Origin of the sequence: Acidovorax sp. FG27 (assembly GCF_040365715.1) — a bacterium.
In the GTDB taxonomy this organism is placed as follows: Bacteria; Pseudomonadota; Gammaproteobacteria; order Burkholderiales; family Burkholderiaceae_C; genus Paracidovorax.
Genome location: NZ_BAABVY010000009.1, coordinates 1,128,471 through 1,153,172 on the forward strand (window position 1 = coordinate 1,128,471; position 24,702 = coordinate 1,153,172).

Consider the following 24,702-nt stretch of genomic DNA (forward strand, 5'->3'; position numbering starts at 1 on the left):
ATGAGAAAACGCGATGCTAGCGAAAAACGCGCTCTGACCCCGATTCATCCACGCTCTGACCCCGATTCATCCCACCCCGATTCATCCGCACCTGTCCTGACCATCTCGGGCCGAGGGCAGGTTCAGGTGTGTCTCAGCTGCGGGCGCGCGGCTCGCCGTACTGCGGAGCACATCAAGGCGCCGAAGGTCGCCCGGGTCCCCCTCTGGGTGGCTCGGCGACAGCAGGCTCGGCCAACCCGAAGCGCCGCCCCATCGTCTGCTCCAGCCCGAACTCCGCCAGGATCGCCCGCAACCGATCCGCCGCACTGCGCTTTTTCTGGCCGGTGTAGCGGGCGACAATGAGCTCGTTCTTCATGCTGTGTTCCCAGCCCACCAACTCGGTCACGGTGACCTGATAGCCGCTGGCCTCCAGATACAGGCAGCGCAGCACATTGGTGATCTGGCTGCCCATCTCGCGGGTGTGCAGCGGATGGCGCCACAGCTCGGCCAGCGGCGTGCGCGCCAGTTGCAGCGCCTTGCCCTGGCGCAGGCACGCAGCCACTTCGGCCTGGCAGCAAGGCACCAGCACCATGGCCCGGGCCTGCTTCTGCAGGCCGAAGGCGATCGCGTCGTCGGTGGCGGTGTCGCAGGCATGCAGTGCGGTGACCACGTCGACCTGCTCAGGCAGTTCGGCGGCGTCGGTGGATTCGGCCACCGAGAGGTTGAGGAACGACATGCGGTCGAACCCCAATTGCTGGGCCAGGACCCGCGAACGATCAACCAGCTCCGCCCGGGTCTCGATTCCATAGATATGGCCTCGCCCCATAGCCTTGAAGTAGAGGTCGTAGAGGATGAAGCCCAGATAGGACTTGCCGGCGCCATGGTCCGCCAGGGTGGGGCCGGCAACCGCAGCGGCAGAGGCATCGGCAGGCGTGGCCAGTTCCTGCAGCAGCGGCTCGATGAACTGGAACAGGTGATTGACCTGCTTGAGCTTGCGGCGGGAGTCCTGGTTCAAGCGGCCATCCCGGGTGAGGATGTGCAGTTCTTTCAGCAGATCGATCGATTGGCCAGGACGCAGTTCGGCCTGAAGCGCCGCGTCGTGATCGGCGCGAGAAGACTTGGTATCGGCGAATCGGCCAGGGTTGCCGCCTGCGCGGCCCGGGGAGGACGAGCGGGCTGCCTTCATGCGCCCACCCCGGTGTGGCCTGTTGCCGGGCCCGTACCCATGTCGGTGCTGCCCGCCGCCCCGTGGGCCGGGCAGCCACGCCGTGCGCCCACGTCCAGCGCTGCCCAGCCTTCGGCTCCCAGTGCTTCCAGCACCTCCATGTTGCGCTCGAAGATGGCCTCGGCTTCAGGAAAGACCTCGACCGCGCGGTCGATGCTGTCTTCGCGCAGCAGGTGCAGCGTCGGATACGGCGCGCGGTTGGTGCTGTTGGTCACATCGTCGGGCGACGTGCCCTCGAACTGGAATTGCGGGTGGAACGACGCGACCTGCAGGATGCCGCCCAGGTCCATCGCGTCCACCAGGTCGTCGGCCAGTTCCAGGAAGTCGTTGAAGTCCAGAAAGTCCGCCATGCAGTCGGGGGCCATCAGCAGGGTGGTGTCCCGCTTTTCCGCCGACATCTCGGCCAGCGCTTCCAGTTCGCGCTGCAGGTCCTGCAGCAGCTCCCGCGCATCGGTCGCGGCGCTGACGGCATAGTGGATCTGCCCCTTGGTATGCACACCCTTGGCGAAGGGGCACAGGTTCAGTCCGATCACCGCACGCTCCAGCCAGCGCACCGTGTCTTCCACCACGACGCGGTCGCCGGATGCGCGGAGGTGGGGCGCCTGGGGCGACGCGGCAGGATCGGCTTCGGAGCCCGTGGACGATGGCGGGAGGGTGGTCATGGTGTGTGGAGAGAGGAGAACGTGGGGCGTTCGGGAAGAAGGGACAGCTGCGCGCTGCCATGTCGGGCTGCTGAGCGTCCAGTGGGCCGGCCCTGCTCGGGGCATGTGGCCTGTGGCTCCGGCTGCGCGTGCCGCAGTCCGTCATTTTAAGGATGTGCGGTCCTGAGGACCTGGCACGGCGGGGCAGCACCACTCTGCCAGGGGGCGCGGCCCCCTCCTCCGCCGCGGGCAACGGCGGCGGGCATGCCGCACCGGCGACGGCCCCGAACACGCTGTCGCGCCGGGGCCGCTCGCCATCGCCGATCGGCATGGGCTTTCGATACCGTCAGTGTCCCAGCAAGTGCAGGCCTGTCAGCCGTTCATGCTCCCGCCCGGCGAATCGATCCGTCATGCCGGCGATGAAGTCCGCCACCACCCGCGCCTGGATCGATGCTTCGCCGCTGCCCGTCCCGACGCGGGCGCGGGCAGCAAATGCGGGCTTCATTTCTTCGGGACGGGCCATGTAGATGCCGAACAGATCCCGCACGATCTGCTGCGCATGCCCGGTGGTTTCCATCACCTGCGGATGGCGATAGAGCTGGCTGAACAGAAACCGCTTGAGCGCTTGCGACTCAGCGCGCATGCCGTCACTGAAGCCCACCAGCGGGCCGGGCGACTGTCGCACAGCATCCGCGTCGGCGAGAGCCCGCGCAGCCAGCGCCGCACGGGTCGTGTCGATCACGTCGTATACCTGCGCGCTCAGCATGCGGCGGATGGCCTCGTTCAGCCAGCGGCGCCGGGACTGCGGCTTGCCCAGGTGCGGGTGGGCAGCCAGCGCCTGGCGGCGGAACCGGTCGAAGAGCGGCACCTGCTGCAACTGGTCCAGCGTGATGAGACCCGAGCGCACGCCGTCGTCGATGTCGTGGGCGTTGTAGGCGATCTCGTCGGCGAGATTGCAGAGTTGCGCCTCCAGGGCAGGTTGCTGGCGCAACAGGAAACGCTGGCCCACGCCGCCCGGCTCCCGCGCCTCGATCAGCTCGGCATGCCGGCGCGAGCAGTGCTTGAGAATGCCTTCGCGCGTCTCGAAAGTCAGGTTCAGGCCGTCGTAGTCGGGGTAGCGCTCTTCAAGCGTATCGACCACCCGCAGGCTCTGCAGGTTGTGCTCGAAGCCGCCGAAGGCTGCCATGCATTCGTTGAGCGCATCCTGCCCGGCATGGCCGAACGGGGTATGGCCCAGGTCGTGGGCGAGGGAAATCGCCTCCACCAGATCTTCGTTGATGCCGAGCGACCGGGCGATGGAACGGGCCAGTTGCGCCACTTCCAGCGAGTGCGTCAACCGCGTGCGGAACATGTCGCCCTCGTGGTTGAGGAACACCTGCGTCTTGTAGACCAGCCGCCGGAAGGCCGACGAATGCACGATGCGGTCGCGGTCGCGCTGGTACTCGGTCCGCGTCGGCGCGGCCACCTCCGCATAGCGGCGGCCGCGGGTGCGGGCCGGATCGCACGCGTAGGGAGCCAGAGCGGGATTCATGATCGATTCAGGCGCCAGCGCTTGCACATCAAGCACATGCAGCTATTGAATTCATAGCAAACTGCCAAAGCCATAGGGGGTGCCGTGAGCGCTGCCATCGCGTCACCGCACGGCACGGCCGTCATGCGCAGCACGCGTCGATGACCTCGCGCACCAGGGCGTCCGGAGCCGATCGCATCACGGCCCGCCCAGGTCCGTCGATCAGCACGAAGCGAATCTCACCGGCTTCCGATTTCTTGTCACCCCGCATCCAGGCCAGGTATCGGCCGGCGTTGTCCTGCCCATCGATCACCGGACCACGCACCGGCAGCCCGGCCCGCTCGATCAGCAGGCGCAGCCGCAGCACGAACGCCCCATCCACCAGGCCGAGCCGGTGCGACAGCTCCACCGCCATCACCATGCCCGCGCCCACGCCTTCACCGTGCAGCCAGGTGCCGTAGCCCATGCCGGCCTCGATGGCGTGGCCAAAGGTGTGGCCGAAGTTCAGGATGGCACGCAAGCCGGACTCGCGCTCATCGACACCCACCACATGGGCCTTGATCTCGCAACTGCGGCGCACGGCATGCGCCAGCGCGGCGTGGTCGCCAGCGCGCAGTGCCTCGATGTTTTCCTCGAGCCACGCCATGAACTCCATGTCCGCGATCGGCCCGTACTTGATGACCTCGGCCAGCCCCGCGCTGAACTCGCGCGCGGGCAGCGTGCTCAGCGTGTCCAGATCGCACACCACCAGTTGCGGCTGGTAGAACGCGCCGATCATGTTCTTGCCCAAGGGGTGGTTGATCGCCGTCTTGCCACCCACCGACGAATCGACCTGGGCGAGCAAGGTGGTCGGCACCTGCACGAAGGGCACACCCCGCATGTAGGAAGCGGCGGCAAAGCCAGTCATGTCACCGACCACGCCCCCGCCCAGGGCGAAGAGCACCGTCTTGCGGTCGCAGCAGTGGGACAGCAGGGCGTCGAAGATGAGGTTGAGGGTTTGCCAGTCCTTGTGGGCTTCGCCGTCGGGGAGCGTGACCACATGCACGCGCGGATAGTGCGGCTGGAGTGCGGTCACCAGCTTCTGCGCATACAGCGGCGCGACGGTTTCGTTCGTTACTACCACCGCAGTCTGTGCCGGAGGCAATTGGCCGAAGGTCGAGTGGGCATGCAACCGCCCCGTACCAATCACAATGTTGTAGCTTCTGTCACCCAAGCGGATGAGAACGTCAGAAGGGTCTTCTTCGGGCATGCGATTCAAAGCTTATCCAATGGGGCGCATCAGGCTACTCAGCCAGCCCGGCCTGGAGAGCGCGCGCGTAGGGATCTGAGATGAAGCAACAGGCAGGCGTCCATCGGGTCCACAGCCGCCGCCTGTGTCGTAAAAATCGGCGAGGAGAACGGTCTTCATACCCGTTCTCCCGAACGCCGAGGCCGTAGGAATTACAGCGTAACTCCGAAGGAGGTGGTAAGTCCACCGGGGGAGGTGATTTTCACGGTTACTGATTGACCAGCGGCACAGCCCTTCAGGCCAATGGAAACCCGAGTCTTGAGGTCTTCCAGAGGCGCACCAGGCGTCGCCGGCGTGTTGACGACGGGCGATCCACCCACGTCCCCCACCGTGCAGCTATCTGCGTTGCTCGTCGCCGAAATCACCGTTCCGACAGGCATGGACAGAAGGGGGTTGTCAGCACTTCCCAAGCGGAAAGTGATGCCGCCGGGATTGGCAGTCAGGTCGGCCACCGCTGGCGACGAAGAAGCAAACAGGATGACGGCAGTTTGACGAACCGTCGTGGTCAGCCCCGCATTGCACGTGTTCTCGCGCGATGCAAATGCACCACCGGAACCTGCACACGCCAAGCTGCCACCCCGCGATACGACAAACTCGCCCGCGTCGAAGGCATTGTTCTCATTGTCATCGCGGAAAGCATCACCCTGCTGCTTCATGACATCCCCTGCATCGAAGATGTTGTTGCCGTTCAGGTCGTCATAATCTTTTTCGCCTGCCAAATAGGCCATCACGGAAACGCGTCCTCCCGCGGTCCTGGGATTCTGCGTACGGAAATCCACGGAACACGAAGAGATCTTGTTCACCGTGACCGTCGTGCAGCTGTTGGCTACTTGGCCTCCTTCTGCGGTGAAGTTGACGGTCGTACCATCCACAACAGCATTGCCCTGGCGATCGGCGATGCGAACCGTCAACGTCGTAGGCGTTCCGTCAACTGCCCAACCTTCGATGTTGTGGCTGCTGGCAGAAAGACTCATGAACCGCTGCGATGGAGGTCCCGACGCAATCGTCAGAGCTTGAGTCTCCGCAAAGACAGAAGGACTTGACGCGAGAGCCGCTCGAACCTTCACCGGGCCTGGGATGGTGCCGGAGAACACGGAAATCGACACCAGACCGGACTGGTCAGTCGTCACGGTCACGGGCCCGGTGGCGCCCGAGGCGTTCAACCCCACGCCGCCGGGGTTCTCCACGATGTTGAACAACACGCTGACGCCAGCGAGGGGGGTGTTGGACGCCGCCAGCACCTTGAAGGTGATTACAGCCTGCTCAGGATTGCCCGAGCCCGCCACGAAAATCTGATTTGGCTGCGCCGACACGAAGGAAATGGCATTGGCAATGGGAGCGGCCACGGTGATGGTGGCCACTCGCGCTGCGGCGCCTGCACTGGTCGCGGTGATATTGACGTTGCCGCTGCACAGGGAGCCATCGGCGTTGACGGAGGTGTAGTTGGCAGCAGCCACACCACTTCCGTTGGTTGCCACGCTGACGCCGCCACCGGAGGCATCGGAACCGTTGATACGGCCACAAGAGACTGAGAACGCCACATTCACCGGAGTGCCGGTCAGCGGTGCGTTGTTCACCAGTGCCGTCACGGAAAGCTGCGTGTTACCCCCGGCCGCCAGACTGGAGGTGGCGATGGAGATCGGAGAGAGAGTCAGTCCAGCGGCAGCGACGGCGAAATCAACCGTTCCCTGACCCGTGACATTCGTCCCCGAGGTGGATGGCAAGTCCACTGCCGCGGTCAGCGTTGCGGCACCCGATGCAGTGAACGAGGCCGCACTGATGGAAATTGCGGCCACGCCCGATGCATCGGTCAGCGCAGTGGTTTGAGACAGCACAGCAATCGCCGTGTTGTTGATGCTGAAAGTCACCGTGCGATTGGCCACAGCCACGCCGGAAGCATCTTTGACGGTCGCCTTCGCTTGGTAAGCATTGCCGGCGGTGATGCTGGTCACCACCTGACCGGCGGCATTGGTCAACGCCACGCTGACTGAAATAGCAGGCGTGGTAGTGCCGCCTCCCGAGCCACCGCCGCCAGAACCACCGCCGCTGCCGCCACCGCCGCCGCAACTGGCCAGCACCACACAGGCAAGCGCCCAAAAGAATTTCAGCATTTTGTTCATATTCATTACCTTGCTTCCCTCAACGAACCGGACCCTTGTCCGAAATCACCTTCGGCGTGATGAACACCAGCATCTCACGCTTGGTCGACTCTTTGGTCCGGCTCTTGAACAGGTTGCCCACCACCGGCACATCGCCAAGGACGGGAATCTTGTTTTCCTGATTGGTCTCTTCCATCTCGAAAATCCCCCCGATCACCACCGTACCGCCGTTTTCGACAAGCACCTGGGTCTTGATGTGCTTGGTATCGATGGCCACGCCCTGCGTCGTGCTCTCGCCTCGGCTGTCCTTGTTCACATCGAGGTCCAGGATGATATTGCCCTCGGGCGTGATCTGAGGAACCACTTCCAGTTTCAGCACGGCCTTCTTGAAGGCGATGGTGGTCGCGCCGTTCGGGGCCGTCACCGAGTACGGGTACTCCGTACCTTGTTCGATAAGAGCCTTGGTCTGGTCGGCAGTGATCAGGCGGGGGCTGGAGACGATCTTGCCCTGCCCGTCGGCCTCCATGGCCGACAGTTCGAGCGACAGGAAACGGTTGGCGGCGGAATTGAAGATCGACAGGGCGAAGGTCCCCACCGTCGGCACGCTGGAGATCGACGCCGGCAGGTTGACGAAGGTGCCCCCCACATCCACGGCCGAGCCGAAGCCGGACGAGTTCACCGCGTTGGCATAGCCCGTGCCCAGCGCCACGCGATTGCCCCCGCCGATGCCGTAACCGCCGTCACCGCCCCGGTTGGCGCGCAGATCGCCGCCGCCCAGCTTTACCCCGAGCGAGCGACCGAAAGAGTCGCGGGCCTCCACGATGCGCGCCTCGATCATCACCTGCCGCACCGCGACGTCAAGCGTCTGCAGCAGCAGACGCACCTCTTCCAGCTTGCTCGGCGTGTCCGTCACGAACAGCTGATTGGTACGGGGTTCGGCCAAGGCACTGCCACGCTCGGAGAGGAATCGGTTGTTCTGGCCCGACGCGCCGCCACCACCGCTGCCCCCGGTCGTGGTGGTGAGCTGGGTCACCATGTCGGCCGCCTTCGCGTAATTCAACTGGTAGGCCTGGGTGCGCAGCGGCTCCAGCCGGCGGATGGCTTGGGCGGCCTCGTAATCCTTGCGGGTACGCTCGTCGATCTCGTCCTTGGGCGCGATCCAGAGCACCGTGCCCGACTTGCGCATGCCGAGGCCCTTGGCATCCATGATGATCTGCAGCGCCTGATCCCAGGGCACATCCTTCAGGCGCAGCGTAAGCGCGCCGGTCACGGTATCGGACGTGACGATGTTGAAGTTGGTGAAGTCGGCGATCACCTGCAGCAGCGAACGTACCTCGATGTTCTGGAAGTTCAGCGACAGCTTTTCTCCGCTGTAACCGGGGCCCTGGGTGAGCTTGCTCAGGTCGACCTTCTTCTGGCGCACCTCGACCACGAACTGGCCATCGCTCTGGTAGGCGCTGTGCTCCCATTCGCCGGTAGGCTCGATGACCAGCCGCACACGCTCGCCCTGCTGCGAAGCCGTGATCGTTTGCACGGGAGTGCCGAAGTCCGTCACGTCCAGCCGGCGGCGCAGCCCCTCTGGCAAGGACGAGCGCATGAACTCGACCACCAGCGACTTGCCTTGTTGGCGCAGGTCCACGCCGACCTGGCTGTTGGCCAGGCCCACGATGACGCGGCCGGCGCCGTCGCTCCCGCGGCGGAAGTCGAGGTCCCGCAGCGCCAGCACGTTGTTGTTGTGATCTTCCGCAAACACGGTGGGCGCGGCCTGCGCCACGCTGGCCGCGCTGCTCACGGGCGCCAGGGACACCAGCAGCGATTTGCCCTGCAGTTGGGCCTGGTAGGCCGTGGGCTGCTTCAGGTTGAGCACCAGACGCGACCGCTCACCGGCCTCGACGATATTGGCGGACTTGATGTTGCCCTGGTTGATCTCGATCAGGGTCCGGCCGGTGCCGTTGGTGACGCCCGGAAAATCGAGCGCGATGCGCGCTGGCGACTGGATGGCAAAGCCCGAGGGCACGGCAGCCAGCGGCTCGGACAACTCGATGCGTACCGTCTCCGCGCCGCCTTGCAATACACCGGTCACGGATTCGATGGATCCGCTGGCAGAGGCGAAGGTCGTTGCGAAAGCGGCCACGGCGAGCACGGCCGCCACACGGAAGCACCCAAGCAACGGGCGATGGTTGTGATTCATTCCTTACCTCTTTCCCTCTTGCAGGTCCAATGCGGTCATGCGTTCTATCCAGTCGCCGGACGCATCCTGCACGATCTCTCGAATCTGAATTCCGGTTTCCGTGATCTTCACGATCTTTCCGTAGTTCTGCCCCAGGTAATCTCCCACCCGCACCTGGTAGAGCAGCTTGTCGACGCTCAACAGCGCCGTGGGCGTGCCGGTCTTGTTCAGGCTGCCGACCATGGCCATCGCATCGAGGGGATAGGCCTCCAGCGGCTGCTTGCGGCGGGCCATCTCCGGCGCCACCAGCGAGGCATTCGTCACCGACTGCACGGAATCGCGCCTCAAGGCCTGCGTCAGCTTGGCGATGCTGAAGGGGTCCGCGCCACTGTCGGCGACATAGTTCTGCGGAATGAACTGCTTGGGCTCCGTCAGTGGAGTCACCCGCGGCCGGGTGGTGGCCCGCAATTCATTCATCCAGGCGCGGAGGTCCTCCTCACCCGATTGACTGCATCCGGCGAGTGCGGAAACCGCGAGCAGCAGGGCCAGGCATCTTGAAGATGTCATTTTTTCTTCCCTGCTGCGGCGTCACGCTGCGCCTGGATTTCCTCGGGATCGAGGTAGCGGAACGTTCTGGCCGTGGCGTCCATCGACAGGGTGGTCGCATCCTTCGCCGAGGGGGCTAGGGACAGGTTGTTGAGCGTCACGATGCGCGACAGATTGGCGATGTCGGCCGCGAACGCGCCGATGTCGTGGTACTTGCCCGTGACGCGCAGGGCGATGGGCAACTCGGCGTAGTAGTCGCGCACCTCGACCTGGCCTGGCCTGAACAACTCGAACTGCAGGCTGCGTCCCAGCCCTGCCTGGTTGATGTCGGACAGCAATGCCGACATTTCCGCCTTGCTGGGCAATTGCTTTTCCAACTGGATCACGTACTGCTGGATCTGTTCACGCTGCTTCTTGAGCGCATCCAGGCTCACGGCCTTGATCAGCTTGGCCTGGTAGTCGGCACGAAGGGTCTGCTCGGTCGCGCGCTCGGCCTCCAGTTCGGCTTCATAGTCCGTCAGCTTGAAAAACCACAGGAAGGTGGCAATGCCCACGGCAATCGCAATGCACAGCAGAGCGCGCGGAATCACCGGCCAGCGGGACGGATCCTTCGGATCCAGGTTCTGGAATTGCCGCTGCAGGTCACCCTGCAGCCGAGCGAAATCGATCTGGGAGGCTTTCTTCTTCGCCATCTGCTACTTTCCAGCCGGAGTGGCCGCAACGCCGGGCGCCCCGGCCTTCTGCGCGTCGGAGGTACGCATCAAGCGGAACCGGAGGTTGAACGAGGCCACGCGGCGTTGGTCACGAGGCGTCAGCGCCACGTTGGCAGCGACGATTTCCACCAACTCGGGTTTGCTGAACCAGGGCGTGTTGTCGGTCAGGTTCCGCAGCATCTCGGACACCCGCTCGTTCGACTGCGCCATGCCCTGCATGGTGACGATCTGACCTTCCTGCTTCAGGCTGGTGATGTAGACGCCATCCGGCAACTGCTGGACCAACTCGTTGAGCAAGTGCACCGGGAGGTTCCGGTCGGCCTGGAGATCTTCCACCGCCTTCTGGCGAGCGCGCAGCGAAGCGATCTCGCTTTCGATGGAGGCGATCTCCTTGATCTGCCCTTCCAGCACGGTGATCTCGCTCTTGAGGAAGGTGTTCCGCTCCTGCTGGTTGGCGATCATCATCTGGAACCACCAATAGATGAGCCCGGCGATTGCCAGCCCCACCAGCGCAGAGGCGAACATCGTCGCCTGGTAGGCCTCGCGCCGGCGCTTGCGAGCCGCCTCCCGGTGCGGGAGCAAATTGATCAGGATCACTGCAGGAACCTCCGCATGGCCAGCCCGCAGGACGTGAGATAGGATGGCGCCTCACGCACCATCTTCTTCAATCGCACGGCGTTGCCGATCTCCATGCCCTCGAACGGATTGACGGCGGAGCAGGCAAAGCCCGTGGTCTTGACGACGGCCTCGGTCAGCCCGGGCAGTGGCGCCGAGCCACCGGCCAGCATGATGTGATCGACCCGGTTGTATGGGGTGCTGGTGAAGAAGAACTGCAGCGCCCGGCTGATTTCGTGCGACATGCTCTCCACGAACGGCCGCAGCACGGCGGACTGGTAGTCCTCCGGCAGGTCGCCGCTGCGCTTCTTGCTTTCTGCTTCTTCCTGAGAGAAGCCGTACTGACGGACGATGAGTTGCGTCAATTGGGCGCCGCCGAAGGCCTGGTCCCGGTCGTAGAGCACTTCTTCATTGCGGATCACCTGAAGGCTGGTGGTCAGCGCACCCACCTCGAAGAGCGCCACCAGCGAATCTACCCCCCGGTTGGGCAGGGCCTCGATGAGGCGGCCGGCGGCCAGACGCGCCGCATGCGATTCGATGTCCACGATGACGGGCTTCAGGCCCGCGGCCTCCGCCAAGCCCTGACGATCCTGCACCTTTTCCCGGCGCGAGGCGGCAATCAGCACGTCCACGTCACCCGAGGCGTTCTTCGTCGGGCCAATGACGCAGAAGTCCAGGCTCACCTCATCGAGCGAAAACGGAATGTACTGATTGGCCTCGGATTCGACCTGCACCTCGAGCTCTTGCTCGGACAGGCCGCCAGGCAAGGACAACCGCTTCGTGATCACCGCCGAAGGCGGCAGGGCCATCGCCACGTTGCGCGTGCGGGTGCCGCTTTTCTTGACCAGGCGGCGCAGTGCCTCGGCCACTTCGTCGAACTTCTCGATGTTGCCGTCGGTGATCCAGCCACGCTCGAGCTGCTCCATCGCACAGCGCTCCAGAACGAGGGCACCCGCTTTGTCACGGCCCAACTCCACCAGCTTCACACTCGAGGAGCTGATGTCTATACCCAGCAGGGGCGCCGACTGTCGTTTGAACAAAGACCCCAGTGAGATCAAGATTAGCCCCTCGTTACAACACCCAGAAGGCGCAACATTACTTAACACTTCTAGCCACATGCTAGCAGTCAGCCATACCCCGGCAAAGTTTTTGCACCCGTGTAACAAGTCTGCCGTTGTCAAAAGCAGACGATTTCTTCCTACATGCAGGGCAATCCCTCGCCTGTGCTTGCTAGAGGTTGGGCGCAGTTCCACCAGATCAGGCCGCGCCGATGGGAAAGTCTCCTCTCAAGCCTTCAGACACCGTCCATTTTTATAATGGTGGGTTTTCCATCACGAAGCGCGACATGCCGCCACCAGCCCAAGCCCCGTCCACTCCACCCTCCAGCACTGCCTGGTGGCGTGGCCTTCTGCGTGTGCTGGCCTGGATCGTCGGCATCGGAGCAGCCCTGGGCCTCGCCGGCGTGCTGACCATCGCGGTGGCGCTGGCGGTGGCCTATCCCAACCTGCCCGACGTGTCCGACCTGGCGGACTACCGCCCGAAGCTGCCGCTGCGCGTGTATTCGACCGAAGGCGCACTGCTCGGGGAGTTCGGCGAAGAACGCCGCAACCTGACGCCGATCCAGGACATTCCCAAGGTCATGACGGACGCTGTGCTGGCCATCGAGGACGCCCGCTTTTTCGAACACGGCGGCGTGGATTACAAGGGTGTGGTCCGGGCGGCCCTCGCCAACCTGGGGCGCGTGAAAAGCCAGGGCGCATCCACCATCACCATGCAGGTGGCGCGCAACGTCTACCTCTCTTCCGAGAAAACCTTCACCCGTAAGATCTACGAGATCCTCCTGACGTTCAAGCTCGAGCACCTGCTGACCAAGAACCAGATCCTCGAGATCTACATGAACCAGATTTATCTGGGCAACCGCGCCTACGGTTTTTCCGCGGCGGCCGAAACCTACTTCGGCAAGCCGCTCAAGTCCATTTCCATCGCCGAAGCGGCCATGCTGGCCGGCCTGCCCAAGGCCCCCTCGGCCTACAACCCGATCAGCAACCCCAAGCGGGCCCGCATCCGCCAGCAGTACATCATCGAGCGCATGCAGGAGAACGGCTTCATCACGGCCGAGCAGGCCGCTGCCGCCAAGGCGGAAGACCTGAAGCTGCGCTCCGGCACCGACAGCACGCGCATCCATGCCGAATACGTTGCGGAAATGGCGCGCCAGCTCATCTTCGCGCAATACGGCAACGAGGCCTATACGCGCGGGCTGAACGTGTACACCACGCTCAATGCCGGCGACCAGGAAGTCGCCTACACGGCCCTGCGCAAGGGCATCATGGATTACGAACGCCGCCAGCACTACCGCGGCCCCGAGAAGTTCGTCACCCTGCCCGACGACGCCCAGGAAGCCGAGGACGCGATCGACGATGCGCTGGCGGGCCATCCGGACAACGGCGACGTGCTGTCGGCCGTGGTGCTGCAGGCCAGTGCTAAGAAGATCGTGGCCGCCCGTGCCAACGGCGAGCCCTTCGAGATCACCGGCGACGGCCTGAAGCCAGTGCAGTCGGGCCTGAGCGACAAGGCGCCGCCCAACATCAAGATCCGCCGCGGCGCCATCATCCGCGTGGTGCAGACGCCCAAGAAAACCTGGGAGGCGACCCAGCTGCCCGAGGTCGAAGGTGCCTTCGTCGCGATAGACCCCCGCTCGGGCGCCATCAAGGCGCTGGTCGGCGGGTTCGACTTCGACAAGAACAAGTTCAACCACGTGACCCAGGCATGGCGCCAGCCCGGCTCCAGCTTCAAGCCGTTCATCTATTCGGCCGCGCTGGAAAAAGGCTTCACCCCGGCGACGGTCATCAACGACGCACCGCTGTTCTTCAGCGCCGGCGTCACGGGCGGCCAGCCGTGGGAACCCAAGAACTACGACGGCAAGTACGACGGCCCCATGACCATGCGCACGGGGCTTGCGCGTTCGAAGAACGTGATCTCGATCCGCATCCTGCAGGCGGTGGGGCCCAAGAACGCCCAGGAATGGGTAAGCCGTTTCGGCTTCGACGCCGACAAGCACCCGCCCTATCTCACCATGGCGCTGGGAGCGGGTTCGACGACGGCCATGCAGATGGTGTCGGCCTATTCCGTTTTCGCCAACGGCGGCTATCGCGTCAACCCCTACCTGATCAGCCGGGTGACCGACCACAAGGGCCGCATCCTGTCGGACTTCCAGCCACCTGCCACGGCCGACAACCCCCGCGTCATCGATGCGCGCAACGCCTTCATCACCAACAGCCTGCTGCAGGAGGTCACGCGCTCCGGTACGGCCGCGCGCGCCCAGGCCACGCTCAAGCGACCCGACGTGTACGGCAAGACCGGCACCACCAACGATGCGGTCGATGCCTGGTTCGCGGGCTTCCAGCCCACCATCGCCGCGGTGACCTGGATCGGCTACGACACGCCGCGCAACCTAGGAAGCCGGGAAACCGGCGGCGGCCTGAGCCTGCCGATCTGGATCAGCTTCATGGAGCGCGCATTGAAAGGGGTGCCGGTGGCCGAACCCACCGTGCCGCCCGGCGTGACGAACGTGGGCGGCGAGTGGTTCTACGACGAGTACGCCCGCAACGCCGGCATCGCCAGCGTGGGCATGGAAGACCATGCGCCGGCCGTGCCGGGCGTCGCGCCCTCCGCGCCGCCGCCGGCCGAAGAACGCAGCCGGATCCTGGATCTGTTCCGCAATTGATCGAGTTGGCGGCGTGCGGGCGGCGCGCATGCCGATGCGCCCGGGGAGCCCAGACGGCCCCTCACCCCGCGCACGGATCATCGCGCCGTGCGCGCCTGCTGCGCGGGCGCAGAGTGCGCTGACCCCACGGCGCTTGCGCTCAGCGTTCAGCGGTCGAAGCGCAGCGGCATGCCGGCCTGCTGGCTGGCGTTGTCGTTCAGCGCCGCAAAGAACTCCGCACCGCCCTTGGTGTCCTGCCATTGGGCACCGTCGAAACGGTAGTGGTAGCCGCCGGTGCGTGCCGCCAGCCAGATCTCATGCAAAGGCTTTTGCTGGTTGATGACGATCTGGCTGCCATTGCCGAACGTGATGGTGATCATGCCGCCCACCCGCTGCGCATCCAGGTCGGCGTCGGTGGCGTCGTTGATCCGGTCGCATGCTTCTTCCACGGCGAGCAGGAGTTTTTCGGCCTGGTCCAGAAATTCGAGGTCCGTCATTACAATTTGGCGATGTTGAGAGCTTCCCAAATTCTAGTCAGGACGATCGCCCTTGCCGCCAGCGTGGCGGCGATCGCCGGCTGCGGCCAGCGGGGCCCGCTGTTCCTGCCCACCGAGCCGGCCGCGGCGCAACGCGCCACCCTGCCGCAGACGCTGACGCCTTTCGTCCAGCAGCGGCAGCCGTCCCAGCCATCCGCCACACCACCGCAAGCCGTGCCGGCCGCCGCCCCCGCCTCGGCGCCTCTTCCAGCGCCCACTCCTCCCGATTCGCCGGCCTCCTCCGCTTCGTCTTCCGCCTCGCCTTCCAAGCCATGACCACGCCTTCCCCCCTGCCCGGCCATCCCCACATCGCCTACCGCGACGACGCCCTGTGCATCGAATCGCTGCCCCTCGCCGATCTAGCGCGTGAGCACGGAACGCCGCTCTACGTCTATTCCAAGGCGTCCATGCTGTCGGCGCTGGCGGCCTATCAGCGCGGCTTCGCGGGCCGCAAGGTGCAGATCTGCTACGCCATGAAGGCCAACTCGTCGCTGGCGGTGCTGCAGCTCTTCGCGCAGAAGGGTTGCGGCTTCGACATCGTCTCCGGCGGCGAGCTGCAGCGCGTGCTGGCAGCGGGCGGCGACCCGCGCAAGATCATCTTCTCCGGCGTGGGCAAGACCCGCGCCGAGATGCGCGAAGCGCTGGCCACCGGCATCGGCTGCTTCAACGTGGAGAGCGAATCGGAGCTGGACGTGCTGAGCGAGGTCGCCGTGGCCATGGGCACCCGGGCGCCCATCAGCATCCGTGTGAACCCGAACGTGGACCCGAAGACCCATCCCTACATCTCCACCGGCCTGAAGGGCAACAAGTTCGGCGTGGCGCATGAGCGTACGCTGCAGGCATACCAACATGCCGCGTCGCTGCCGGGCCTGCAGGTGGTGGGCATCGACTTCCACATCGGCTCGCAGATCACCGACGACACGCCCTACCTGGACGCCACCGACCGCCTGCTCGACCTGGTGCAGGCCATCGAAGGCGCCGGCATTCCCCTGCACCACCTCGATTTCGGCGGTGGCCTTGGCATCAACTACAACGGCGACACGCCGCCCGAGGCCGACGCGCTCTGGGCCAAGCTGCTGGCCAAGCTGGATGCGCGGGGTTACGGCGACCGGCAGTTCATGATCGAGCCGGGCCGCTCGCTGGTGGGCAACGCCGGCGTGTGCCTGACCGAGGTGCTGTACGTGAAGCCGGGCGAGCAGAAGAATTTCTGCATCGTCGATGCCGCCATGAACGACCTGCCCCGCCCAGCCATGTACCAAGCCTTCCACGCCATCGTCCCGCTGCAGGCCGGCGGCAACGCGGCGGCGCAGGAGCAGATCTACGACGTGGTCGGCCCGGTGTGCGAGAGCGGCGACTGGATCGGCCGCGACCGCGCGCTGGCGGTGCAACCCGGCGACCAGCTGGCGGTGCTGTCGGCAGGTGCCTACTGCAGCGCCATGGGCAGCAACTACAACACCCGCGCCCGCCCTGCCGAGGTCCTGGTGGACGGCAGCGCGTCGCACCTGATCCGCTCGCGCGAGACGGTGACCGACCTCTTCCGCTGCGAGCAGCTCGTCAAGGCCTGACCACGCCCTGACGGCGTCCTGGGCGCGCGGGCCCGGGCGGCTGCGGGCCAGCGCTTCACGCCTGCTTGACGCGCATCAAGAAGGCGCTGGCGGTGCGGCCCTACAGTGGCCGTTTCCACTGCCCCGAAGACCGCCGCCATGGCCCAGCCGCCCGTAGAGCTCTACCGAGATGCGCAGCATGCCTGCCTGATGTTCTCGGACCTGATCGAGGAAGACGGCCAGGCCGTGCAGGCCAACCAGTTCCTCATCGTCGATGGCGACACGGGCGCCATCATCGACCCCGGCGGCAACCTGGCGTTCAACGAGCTGTTCGTCGGCATGAGCCAGCACTTCCCGCCGCACAAGCTCTCCTACCTGATCGCCTCGCACGCCGACCCGGACATCATCGCCTCGCTGGACCGGTGGATGACCAGCACCCGCGCCACGCTGGTCATCTCCCGCGTCTGGGAACGTTTCGCGCCGCACTTCACCAAGGTCGGCAAGACCGAGAACCGCGTGATCGGCGTGCCCGACGCGGGCGGCCACCTGCCGCTGGGCCGCCATGAACTGGTGCTGCTGCCGGCGCACTTCCTGCACTCCGAGGGCAACTTCCACTTCTACGACCCGGTGAGCCGCATCCTCTTCACCGGCGATCTGGGCGTATCGATGACAAGCGGCGCCCAGGCCCGCGTGCCGGTGACCGAGCTGGCGCCGCACCTTCCGCGCATGGAGGGTTTCCACCGGCGCTACATGGTGTCCAACAAGATCCTGCGGCTGTGGACCCGCATGGCGCGGCAGCTCGACATCGCCATGCTGGTGCCGCAGCACGGCGCGCCCATCCTGGGCCCCGTGGCCATTCGGGACTTCTTCGACTGGCTCGACCAGCTGCAGTGCGGCATCGACCTGTTCGACGAGGCCGCCTACCGCCTGCCGACCGCGCGGATCGATCCGGCGGCGCGGAGGGGCCCTTCCCGCTGAGATTCGCGCAGAAATTCAGGTCGAATATGCCTCTGGCGCTGATGAATCAAGCGCCGTCAGCTATCATTTCAATAGCATCACCGTGTCGCGGCTTTCAGCCGCTTCGTGCGACTGTGGTTCCAGACCCGCCAGGCCAGCAGGGCCGCGATGATGGCCGCATAGATCGCGACCTCGCCGAAGTGGTTCTTGCCCGCGCGCATCCAGAAGAAATGCAGCAACGCCAGCGCGGCGACGGCATAGACGGCGCGGTGCAGCGCCTGCCAGTGCTTGCCGCCCAACCAGCGGATCGCCCGGTTGAAGGACGTGGCGGCGAGGGCCAGCAGCAGCACGAAGGCCAGCATGCCCACCAGGATGAACGGCCGCTTGGCGACGTCGAGCACGATCTCGCCCAGCTCGAACCCCATGTCGAACCAGCTGTAGCACAGCAGGTGCACCAGGGCATAGAAGAAGACGAAGAGCCCCAGCATGCGCCGAAAGCGCGCCAGCGGGGCCAGCCCGAACTGCACGCGCAGCGGTGTCACGGCCAGCGCCACGCACAGCAGGCGCAGGGTCCAGTCGCCGGTGGAGCGGATCAGGGCTTCGGCCGGGTTGGCGCCCAGCTGGTTGGCCAGCGCGCCATAGAAGAGCCAGGCGAACGGGCCCAGGCAGAGCGCGAACACCAACGGCTTGGCGGCGGGGTGCAGCAACCACTTTTTCATGCACCGCCACCCGACTGCAGGCGCCCAGCCTTCGACGCCGCCATGGCGCCCGGGTTGCCCCGCGCGCCCTGCCCTTCCCGACGACCGTCCATCAGTAGTTCTTCTTCAGATCCATGCCGGCATACAGCTGCCCGACCTGCTGCTCGTAGCCGTTGAACATCAGCGTCTTGCGCTTCTTGGCGAACAGGCCGTCCTCGCCGATGCGCCGCTCGGTGGCCTGGCTCCAGCGCGGGTGATCGACGTTGGGGTTCACGTTGGAATAAAAGCCGTATTCCTGCGCGGCGGCCTTGTTCCAGGCGGTGCCCGGTTCCTTCTCGACGAAGCGGATCTTGACCAGGCTCTTGGCGCTCTTGAAGCCGTACTTCCACGGCACCACCAGGCGCACGGGTGCACCGTTCTGGTTGGGCAGCACCTCGCCGTACATGCCGAACGCCAGCAGCGTCAGCGGGTGCATGGCTTCGTCCAGGCGCAGGCCCTCGGTGTAGGGCCAGTCCAGCACGCGCGAGCCCACGAAAGGCATGGTGGCCTTGTCGGCCAGCGTGACGAATTCCACGTACTTCGCGCTGCCCTGGGGCTCCACGCGCTTGATGAGTTCGGCCAGCGAATAGCCCACCCACGGGATCACCATCGACCAGCCCTCGACGCAGCGCAGGCGGTAGATGCGCTCCTCCTGCGGGCTCAGCTTGAGCAGGTCTTCAATGGCGAACTTGCGCGGCTTGTTGACCAGGCCCTCCACCTCCACCGTCCAGGGCGAGGTCTTGAGCGTGTGGGCGTTGCGGGCCGGGTCGGCCTTGTCCACGCCGAACTCGTAGTAGTTGTTGTAGGTGCTCGCGTCCTTGTAGTCGGTGAGCTTGTCCATGGCGATGGCGCCCGCCACCGCGGACTTGGCACCCGGCAGCGTGGCCAGCTTGCCGGGACGTGCCACCTGCTGGGCCAGCGCCTCGCGCCCCGCCCAGGAGGCGAGCGCGGCACCGGCGGCGCCCGTCGCCATCCACCGCAGCATGTCGCGCCGGCCTTCGTAGACGGAGCGCGGCGTGATCTCGCTGGCATGGGGATGGTCGAAACCGTCGTGGCGGGAGGGAATCAGCATGGGTCGATCTCCGGGTCGTGAAGGGCGGCAGCGGGGTGCGGCGACGTCGGTCAATCTAACTGAATCCCGCGGGCTGCGCTGGCCCTCGGCTTTTTGCAAAACGCGGGGGCCTGGTTCGTACGCAGGCCGCTGCCCGATGGATCACCGGGAGGGTCAAAGCGTGCCGTAGCTGTGCAACCCGCTGAGGAACATGTTGACGCCGAGGAACGCGAAGGTGGTGACCGCCAGCCCCACCAGCGCCCACCAGGCCGACACGGCGCCGCGCAGGCCCTTGAGCAGCCGCATGTGCAGCCAGGCGGCATAGTTCAGCCACACGATCAGCGCCCAGGTCTCCTTCGGGTCCCAGCTCCAGTAGCCGCCCCAGGCCTCGGCGGCCCAGAGCGCGCCCAGCACCGTGGCGATGGTGAAGAAGGCGAAGCCGACCGCGATCGACTTGTACATCATGTCGTCGAGCACTTCGAACGCCGGCAGCCGCGCCGCGATGTGGCGCCGCCCCAGCAGGATGCCGGCCACGATGAAGGCCGAGATGCCGAAATAGACCATCCAGTAGCCGCCGCCGTTGCCGTCCGCCCCGCCCTGGCGGAACACGATGGGCTCGAAGCACAGCACCACGCCCAGCAGCCACAGCGGCGCCAGGCGCCACCACCGGGTTTCGCTCGCCTGCAGCTTGATGAGGTAGGCGAACGCCACCATGGCCGCCAGCGCGAAGGTGCCGTAGCCGATGAAGTTGGCCGGCACGTGCAGCTTCATCCACCAGCTCTTCAGGGCCGGCACCAGGGGCTGGATCTCATGGGCCTCGCGCACCACGGTGTACCAGAGCAGAAAGCCCACCGCAGCGCTCACCACCAGCATGACGAAGCCGCCCAGGGCCCGCGTCTTGTACTGCGCCTCGTAGTAGAGGTAGAAGGCCGCCGTCATCCAGCAGAACAGCACGAACACCTCGTAGAGGTTGCTGACCGGGATGTGGCCGATGTCGGGCGCGATCTGGTGGCTCTCGTACCAGCGCACCATGGTGCCGATCAGCGCCATGGCCACGGCCGTCCAGGCCAGGCGCGAGCCGATCAGCATCAGCGTCTGCCCTTCGCCCCGGGAGAACATGCCGATCCAGTAGAACGCGGTGCTCATGAAGAACAGCATGCTCATCCACAGGATGGCGGACTGGCTCGACAGGAAGTATTTGAGCCCGAACACGGTGTCGGCCCGCGCCAGGTCGCCCGCGCCGCCGTTCTGATACAGCCCAATGGCCAGCAGCGAGCAGCCCGCCACCACCAGCGCCAGCACGCGCAGCGGTCGCCAGAACCACCCCAGCCACACCATGCACGGAATGGTGCCGAGCAGGATGGCCTTTTCGTACCCGTCCATGCCGCCGGCATAGCGCTGCAGCGCGAAGAGCGCGCCCGCGATGACGATGGCGGCGAACACCCAGTCGAAGGCGGAGCGGCGTGCAAGCCAGCCTTCATTCAACGTGACCGTCTCGGTGGTGGCGGTGTTCATGCGGTGTCTCCGTGGGGCGGCGCCCCGATCAGTTTCCGGGTCAGCTGGCCGAACTCGCGGTCGCCGTCCAGCGTCTTGCGGTTGGTCGAAAGCGCCATGGTGGCATGCGCGCCTTCACCCTCGGGCGCCAGCCAGATCCAGATGCGGCGCTCGCGCACGTAGAGCATGGCGAAGATGCCCACGATGAGGAACAGGCACCCCAGGTACACGATGTTCTTGCCCGGCGCGCGGGCCACCTGGAAGACGCTGGCCTGCACCTGGTTGAAACCCTTCAGCTCGAACGCCACCGGCGCCGGGTAGATCTGCGCGTCGCTCAGCGACAGCACGGCCTGCGTCATGAAGGCCTGGGTCTGGGCGTTCTGCTCCAGCGGCGGCTGGCCGGCGCGCTGGCGGGTCAGCTGGGCGAGCTCGAATAGCGTGCCGTTCAGAATGCGCACCAGCACCTCGCCCGCCCGGGCGCGCTCGGCCTCGGGCACGTTGGCTTCCATGAAGTCGGAAATGGCCTGCAGGCCGCCGACGGCGCGGCCAGCACGCTCGCTCTTTTCGCTGCTGGGCAACGCGCCTGCGAAGAGCGCCAGCGCCCGCACGGCCGACTGGCTGAGCTGCTCGGCCAACTCGGGGCGCGACGGGTCCACCGCCAGCGCCACATAGCGCTTGACCGCCTGCTCGCGCAGCGCGCCGTCGGCCAGCGCCAGCCGCATGCGCACGAAGCCGTCCATGCTGCCCTGGTCGTCGGCCGGCACACGAAGGTAGCGGAACGGCTCGGACGGCGTCTCGCGCACGCCCAGCAGGTACACGGGCTGGCCGTCGCCCGTGTCCACCGGCAGCATGAAGTTGTTGAACTCGCGCGCCTGGCCCGAGGCGTCGCGCAGCTTGTAGGTGATGCTGGGCCCGACGTTCCGCAGATCGCGTGGCGTGACGGTCTTGTTGCCGGCCCCCAGGCGCGATTCGATGGACGAGCGCAGATCGACCTTGCGCACGTCGACGGCGGAACCGCTCGCCCCGCCCGCGCCGGCCTCTTTGGCGCCGCTGAAGTTCTCGACGTTCAGCACCCGCAGCGCCGCGTATTCGAGCGTGAGCGGCTGGCCCAAGGCCGCGGCATCCAGGGGCGAGCTGCCGCCGATCACGCCCTGCACCTCGAAGGGCTGCACGCCGGCCACCAGCGGGCGCGCCCGCAGCGTGACCTGCGAGCCGCCGTCGTCGAAGCTCGACTGGTAGATCTCGATGCCGCGCCAGCTGGCCGGGTGATTCACCTCGACCCGCGCAGGCGTGGCCTCGCCGGTGGCCTTGTCGTGGATGACGATGTCGCTCGCGAACAGCTTGGGCATGCCGGTGGAGTAGTGCTCCACGATGAACTTCTTCAGCTCGATGGAAAACGGCAGCTCCTGCAGCAGCACGCCGTCGGACTGGTTCAGGATGGCGATGCTGGACTGCGTGCCCTCGGCCACCAGCAGATTGCCGCGGAAGGTGGGGTTGCGCTCCGAGAGCCGGTGCTCGGGCTTGACCTCGGAAATAAGGCCACCGCCCGCGTAGGGCGTCTTGCCGCCCAGCCACATCTGCGCCCGCACGACCAGGTCGCCGTCCAGCAGGCCGCCCAGGCAGATCAGCACGATGGCGCTGTGCGCGGCGATGTAGCCGATCTTGTTGGCGGCGCCCGCCTTGGCGGCCACCATCCAGCCCCGGTCGCCGCGCTGCTGCAGCTTGACCTTCCAGCCGCCGGACACCAGCAGCGCGCCCAGCCGGCGGGCGGCGGCCTCGGGCGCTTCGGGCAGGTGGTTTTCGGCGCGGTGCGCGAAGGCACCCAGGCTCTGCTCGCGCAGGCTTTCCTTGTAGTTGCGCACGTCGCTCAGGTAGCGCGGCGCGTTGCGGGCCACGCAGAGCGAGGTGCTGATCACCAGGAAGGCCAGGATCAGCAGGAACCACCACGCGCTGTAGACGGCGTTCAGGTGCAGCGCCAGGAACACCTCGGCCCAGAAGGGGCCGAACTGGTTCACGTAGTTCACCGCCGGCTCGTGTTGCTTGAGCACGGTGCCGATGACCGAGGCGATGCAGATCACCGTCAGCAGCGCGATGGCGAACCGCATCGACGACAGCAGCTCGATCGCGGCCCGCAGCGCCTGCGAGCGCGACTGGAGCCGGATGCCGTGGGTGGAGTCGGACATGAAGAGAGAAAAGGAAGGCGGAGGGAATCGGCGGCCGGGGCCCCAAACGACAAGGGCGGGCCATCCGTTCAGATGCGCCCGCCCGTCTTGGGTGGTGATTATCGGCGGGAGGTTCCGCCCAGCCGTGCGCAGAACCCCTGCGGCTTGACGTGCATCAACGCAGGCCGGCGATGTAGTCGGCCACCGCCTTGATCTCGCGGTCGTTCAGCTTGGCGGCCACCTGGGTCATCTGCAGGCTGTTGCCGCGCTTGCCCTCGCGGAATTCGACCAGCTGCTTGGCGGTGTAGTCGGCGTGCTGGCCCGACAGACGCGGGTACTGGGCCGGGATGCCGGCGCCGTTCGGGCTGTGGCAGCCGGCGCAGGCGGCGATGTTGCGGTCGGCGATGCCGCCGCGGTAGATGCGCTCGCCCAGGCCGACGAGTTCCTTGTCCTTGGCGAAGCCGGCCTTGGCGGGCTTGGTGGCCAGCCAGGCGGCGACGTTGCGCATGTCGTCGTCCGACAGCATGGCCGCCATGCCCTGCATGACCGGATCCTTGCGCTTGCCGGACTTGAATTCCTGCAGCTGCTTGACCAGGTATTCGGGGTGCTGCTGCGCGAGCTTGGGGTTGGCCGCGATGGACGAATTGCCGTCGACCGCATGGCAGGCCACGCACACGGCGGTGTAGCTGGCCTCGCCCTTGACCAGGTCCGGCTTGGCCGGCTGGGCGGGCTTTTGCGCCGCAGCGGCCGGGGCCTGGGCCTCGCCTGCCGCTTGGGCCATCATGGCGGGAACTGCCAGCGCGGCAGCCATCAGCAAGGAGGCAAGCAACTTCATATCGAGGGTTTCTTGTTTGTGGTATTGCGGCACGAAAACCACACGATTCTACAATCGCCACCCTTTGCGCCGTATCCCTTCAAACCCCGATTTATGACGACTACATCACATGCGCCAGTTGCTGGCAGTCTTCCGCCCGCACCCGACGCCAAGGTCGCCATGGGCTGGATGCACACCGCACGTTTTCTCACCACGGCGGCGCAGCTGCACCACCTGCCGGACATCACCGTGCCCGAGATCGCCTTCGTCGGCCGCTCCAACGCCGGCAAGTCCACCTGCATCAATACCCTCACCCAGCAAAAGCAGCTGGCCTTCGCCTCCAAGAAGCCGGGGCGTACGCAGCACATCAACCTGTTCGCCCTGGGCAAGCAGGGCGTGACCGACGCGGTGCTGGCCGACCTGCCCGGCTACGGCTATGCGGCCGTGTCGCGCTCGGACAAGCAGCGCTGGCAGCAGGTGATGGTGAACTACCTGCGCTCGCGCCAGGGCCTGACGGCCATCGTGCTGCTGTGCGACCCGCGCCTGGGCCTGACCGAGCTGGACGAGGCGCTGCTGGAGGCCGTGCGCCCGCGCGTCGAAGCGGGCCTGAAGTTCCTCGTGCTGCTGACCAAGGCCGACAAGCTGACCCGCGCCGAGCAGGCCAAAGTGCTGTCCATCACGCGACTGCAGGCGGGCGGCGGCGAGGTGAAGATGTTCTCGGCGCTCAAGAAACAGGGCGTCGACGAGGTCGCCCAGCTGCTGTGGCAGTGGTCGCACCCGGTGGCAGGCAGCACCGCCGAGGCTGCCGCCGGTGATGCGCCCCCGGGCGACGACACGCCAGCCGACGACGCGGACCGCGACGCCCCCTCTCCATCCAATTAGCCTGCAGCGCCCGTCCCATCTGCGCCGGCAGCTATA

General features: G+C 65.9%; 21 protein-coding genes. 5 read left to right on the forward strand and 16 right to left on the reverse strand.

Annotated elements, in window-relative coordinates:
- Window positions 1-172 precede the first annotated feature (172 nt).
- The 10 genes from ABWV53_RS12120 to ABWV53_RS12165 all read right to left on the reverse strand — a co-directional run bounded on the left by ABWV53_RS12120 (window position 173) and on the right by ABWV53_RS12165 (window position 11,844).
- Window positions 173-1,165, reverse strand: coding sequence for a class I SAM-dependent methyltransferase (locus tag ABWV53_RS12120; RefSeq protein WP_353366160.1), 993 nt, complete (start codon window positions 1,163-1,165; stop codon window positions 173-175).
- Window positions 1,162-1,866, reverse strand: a complete 705-nt coding sequence (locus ABWV53_RS12125) for a DUF1415 domain-containing protein (protein WP_353366162.1) — start codon at window positions 1,864-1,866, stop codon at window positions 1,162-1,164. The genes ABWV53_RS12120 and ABWV53_RS12125 overlap by 4 nt, the downstream gene beginning before the upstream one ends.
- Before the next feature lie 325 nt (window positions 1,867-2,191).
- Entirely contained in the window at window positions 2,192-3,376 is a 1,185-nt protein-coding gene (locus ABWV53_RS12130) for a deoxyguanosinetriphosphate triphosphohydrolase (RefSeq protein WP_353366164.1), read from the reverse strand.
- Between the two features lie 121 nt (window positions 3,377-3,497).
- Window positions 3,498-4,604 (reverse strand): 3-dehydroquinate synthase, encoded by a 1,107-nt coding sequence (aroB, locus tag ABWV53_RS12135; RefSeq protein ID WP_353366166.1) that lies wholly within the window; start codon window positions 4,602-4,604, stop codon window positions 3,498-3,500.
- Window positions 4,605-4,795: 191 nt separating this feature from the next.
- On the reverse strand, window positions 4,796-6,763 hold the full coding sequence (locus ABWV53_RS12140) for a hypothetical protein (protein ID WP_353366168.1): 1,968 nt from the start codon (window positions 6,761-6,763) through the stop codon (window positions 4,796-4,798).
- A 19-nt stretch (window positions 6,764-6,782) separates the two neighbouring features.
- Window positions 6,783-8,933 carry a type IV pilus secretin PilQ gene (locus tag ABWV53_RS12145; protein WP_353366170.1) on the reverse strand — a complete coding sequence of 717 codons (2,151 nt, stop codon included), beginning with the start codon at window positions 8,931-8,933 and terminating at the stop codon, window positions 6,783-6,785.
- A 3-nt stretch (window positions 8,934-8,936) separates the two neighbouring features.
- A complete protein-coding gene (locus ABWV53_RS12150; RefSeq protein ID WP_353366172.1) occupies window positions 8,937-9,479 on the reverse strand; it encodes a pilus assembly protein PilP in 543 nt (180 codons plus the stop codon).
- On the reverse strand, window positions 9,476-10,150 hold the full coding sequence (locus ABWV53_RS12155; protein ID WP_353366174.1) for a type IV pilus inner membrane component PilO: 675 nt from the start codon (window positions 10,148-10,150) through the stop codon (window positions 9,476-9,478). The genes ABWV53_RS12150 and ABWV53_RS12155 overlap by 4 nt, the downstream gene beginning before the upstream one ends.
- A gap of 3 nt (window positions 10,151-10,153) precedes the next feature.
- Window positions 10,154-10,768, reverse strand: coding sequence for a PilN domain-containing protein (locus ABWV53_RS12160; protein ID WP_353366176.1), 615 nt, complete (start codon window positions 10,766-10,768; stop codon window positions 10,154-10,156).
- Entirely contained in the window at window positions 10,765-11,844 is a 1,080-nt protein-coding gene (locus tag ABWV53_RS12165; RefSeq protein WP_353366178.1) for a pilus assembly protein PilM, read from the reverse strand. The genes ABWV53_RS12160 and ABWV53_RS12165 overlap by 4 nt, the downstream gene beginning before the upstream one ends.
- Window positions 11,845-12,131: 287 nt before the next feature.
- Here ABWV53_RS12165 and ABWV53_RS12170 point away from each other — a divergent pair, with 287 nt between their 5' ends.
- Window positions 12,132-14,510 (forward strand): penicillin-binding protein 1A, encoded by a 2,379-nt coding sequence (locus ABWV53_RS12170; protein ID WP_353366180.1) that lies wholly within the window; start codon window positions 12,132-12,134, stop codon window positions 14,508-14,510.
- A 146-nt stretch (window positions 14,511-14,656) separates the two neighbouring features.
- Here the strand turns inward: ABWV53_RS12170 and cyaY are convergent, their stop codons facing one another.
- Window positions 14,657-14,986, reverse strand: coding sequence for an iron donor protein CyaY (cyaY, locus tag ABWV53_RS12175; RefSeq protein WP_353366182.1), 330 nt, complete (start codon window positions 14,984-14,986; stop codon window positions 14,657-14,659).
- Window positions 14,987-14,998: 12 nt separating this feature from the next.
- Between cyaY and lptM the strand changes: the two genes are divergently transcribed.
- The 3 genes from lptM to ABWV53_RS12190 all read left to right on the forward strand — a co-directional run bounded on the left by lptM (window position 14,999) and on the right by ABWV53_RS12190 (window position 17,547).
- On the forward strand, window positions 14,999-15,301 hold the full coding sequence (gene lptM, locus ABWV53_RS12180) for an LPS translocon maturation chaperone LptM (protein ID WP_353366184.1): 303 nt from the start codon (window positions 14,999-15,001) through the stop codon (window positions 15,299-15,301).
- Entirely contained in the window at window positions 15,298-16,590 is a 1,293-nt protein-coding gene (lysA, locus tag ABWV53_RS12185; RefSeq protein WP_353366186.1) for a diaminopimelate decarboxylase, read from the forward strand. Before lptM ends, lysA begins: the two co-directional genes overlap by 4 nt.
- 138 nt (window positions 16,591-16,728) lie before the next feature.
- Entirely contained in the window at window positions 16,729-17,547 is an 819-nt protein-coding gene (locus ABWV53_RS12190; RefSeq protein WP_353366188.1) for an oxygen-binding di-iron domain-containing protein, read from the forward strand.
- Window positions 17,548-17,624: 77 nt separating this feature from the next.
- Here ABWV53_RS12190 and msrQ read toward each other — a convergent pair whose 3' ends face one another.
- The 5 genes from msrQ to ABWV53_RS12215 form a co-directional block, all read right to left on the reverse strand.
- A complete protein-coding gene (msrQ, locus tag ABWV53_RS12195; RefSeq protein WP_353366191.1) occupies window positions 17,625-18,245 on the reverse strand; it encodes a protein-methionine-sulfoxide reductase heme-binding subunit MsrQ in 621 nt (206 codons plus the stop codon).
- A gap of 91 nt (window positions 18,246-18,336) precedes the next feature.
- Entirely contained in the window at window positions 18,337-19,335 is a 999-nt protein-coding gene (gene msrP, locus ABWV53_RS12200) for a protein-methionine-sulfoxide reductase catalytic subunit MsrP (RefSeq protein ID WP_353366193.1), read from the reverse strand.
- Window positions 19,336-19,488: 153 nt separating this feature from the next.
- Entirely contained in the window at window positions 19,489-20,829 is a 1,341-nt protein-coding gene (ccsB, locus tag ABWV53_RS12205) for a c-type cytochrome biogenesis protein CcsB (RefSeq protein WP_353366195.1), read from the reverse strand.
- Window positions 20,826-22,991: a cytochrome c biogenesis protein ResB gene (locus ABWV53_RS12210; protein WP_353366197.1), complete on the reverse strand. Its 2,166-nt coding sequence runs from the start codon at window positions 22,989-22,991 to the stop codon at window positions 20,826-20,828. Before ABWV53_RS12210 ends, ccsB begins: the two co-directional genes overlap by 4 nt.
- 154 nt (window positions 22,992-23,145) lie before the next feature.
- On the reverse strand, window positions 23,146-23,805 hold the full coding sequence (locus tag ABWV53_RS12215) for a c-type cytochrome (protein ID WP_353366199.1): 660 nt from the start codon (window positions 23,803-23,805) through the stop codon (window positions 23,146-23,148).
- A gap of 93 nt (window positions 23,806-23,898) precedes the next feature.
- Here ABWV53_RS12215 and yihA point away from each other — a divergent pair, with 93 nt between their 5' ends.
- Complete coding sequence (gene yihA / locus ABWV53_RS12220) at window positions 23,899-24,666, forward strand: ribosome biogenesis GTP-binding protein YihA/YsxC (protein ID WP_353366201.1); 768 nt, start codon at window positions 23,899-23,901, stop codon at window positions 24,664-24,666.
- Window positions 24,667-24,702: the final 36 nt, after the last annotated feature.

What these genes read in the sequence shown, in the direction of transcription:
- ABWV53_RS12120 (WP_353366160.1), bottom strand. Translation starts at nt 1,165, where the DNA reads ATGAAGGCAGCCCGCTCGTCCTCCCCGGGCCGCGCAGGCGGCAACCCT.
- ABWV53_RS12125 (WP_353366162.1), bottom strand. Translation starts at nt 1,866, where the DNA reads ATGACCACCCTCCCGCCATCGTCCACGGGCTCCGAAGCCGATCCTGCC.
- ABWV53_RS12130 (WP_353366164.1), bottom strand. Translation starts at nt 3,376, where the DNA reads ATGAATCCCGCTCTGGCTCCCTACGCGTGCGATCCGGCCCGCACCCGC.
- aroB (WP_353366166.1), bottom strand. Translation starts at nt 4,604, where the DNA reads ATGCCCGAAGAAGACCCTTCTGACGTTCTCATCCGCTTGGGTGACAGA.
- ABWV53_RS12140 (WP_353366168.1), bottom strand. Translation starts at nt 6,763, where the DNA reads ATGAACAAAATGCTGAAATTCTTTTGGGCGCTTGCCTGTGTGGTGCTG.
- ABWV53_RS12145 (WP_353366170.1), bottom strand. Translation starts at nt 8,933, where the DNA reads ATGAATCACAACCATCGCCCGTTGCTTGGGTGCTTCCGTGTGGCGGCC.
- ABWV53_RS12150 (WP_353366172.1), bottom strand. Translation starts at nt 9,479, where the DNA reads ATGACATCTTCAAGATGCCTGGCCCTGCTGCTCGCGGTTTCCGCACTC.
- ABWV53_RS12155 (WP_353366174.1), bottom strand. Translation starts at nt 10,150, where the DNA reads ATGGCGAAGAAGAAAGCCTCCCAGATCGATTTCGCTCGGCTGCAGGGT.
- ABWV53_RS12170 (WP_353366180.1), top strand. Translation starts at nt 12,132, where the DNA reads ATGCCGCCACCAGCCCAAGCCCCGTCCACTCCACCCTCCAGCACTGCC.
- cyaY (WP_353366182.1), bottom strand. Translation starts at nt 14,986, where the DNA reads ATGACGGACCTCGAATTTCTGGACCAGGCCGAAAAACTCCTGCTCGCC.
- lptM (WP_353366184.1), top strand. Translation starts at nt 14,999, where the DNA reads ATGTTGAGAGCTTCCCAAATTCTAGTCAGGACGATCGCCCTTGCCGCC.
- lysA (WP_353366186.1), top strand. Translation starts at nt 15,298, where the DNA reads ATGACCACGCCTTCCCCCCTGCCCGGCCATCCCCACATCGCCTACCGC.
- ABWV53_RS12190 (WP_353366188.1), top strand. Translation starts at nt 16,729, where the DNA reads ATGGCCCAGCCGCCCGTAGAGCTCTACCGAGATGCGCAGCATGCCTGC.
- msrQ (WP_353366191.1), bottom strand. Translation starts at nt 18,245, where the DNA reads ATGAAAAAGTGGTTGCTGCACCCCGCCGCCAAGCCGTTGGTGTTCGCG.
- msrP (WP_353366193.1), bottom strand. Translation starts at nt 19,335, where the DNA reads ATGCTGATTCCCTCCCGCCACGACGGTTTCGACCATCCCCATGCCAGC.
- ccsB (WP_353366195.1), bottom strand. Translation starts at nt 20,829, where the DNA reads ATGAACACCGCCACCACCGAGACGGTCACGTTGAATGAAGGCTGGCTT.
- ABWV53_RS12210 (WP_353366197.1), bottom strand. Translation starts at nt 22,991, where the DNA reads ATGTCCGACTCCACCCACGGCATCCGGCTCCAGTCGCGCTCGCAGGCG.
- ABWV53_RS12215 (WP_353366199.1), bottom strand. Translation starts at nt 23,805, where the DNA reads ATGAAGTTGCTTGCCTCCTTGCTGATGGCTGCCGCGCTGGCAGTTCCC.
- yihA (WP_353366201.1), top strand. Translation starts at nt 23,899, where the DNA reads ATGACGACTACATCACATGCGCCAGTTGCTGGCAGTCTTCCGCCCGCA.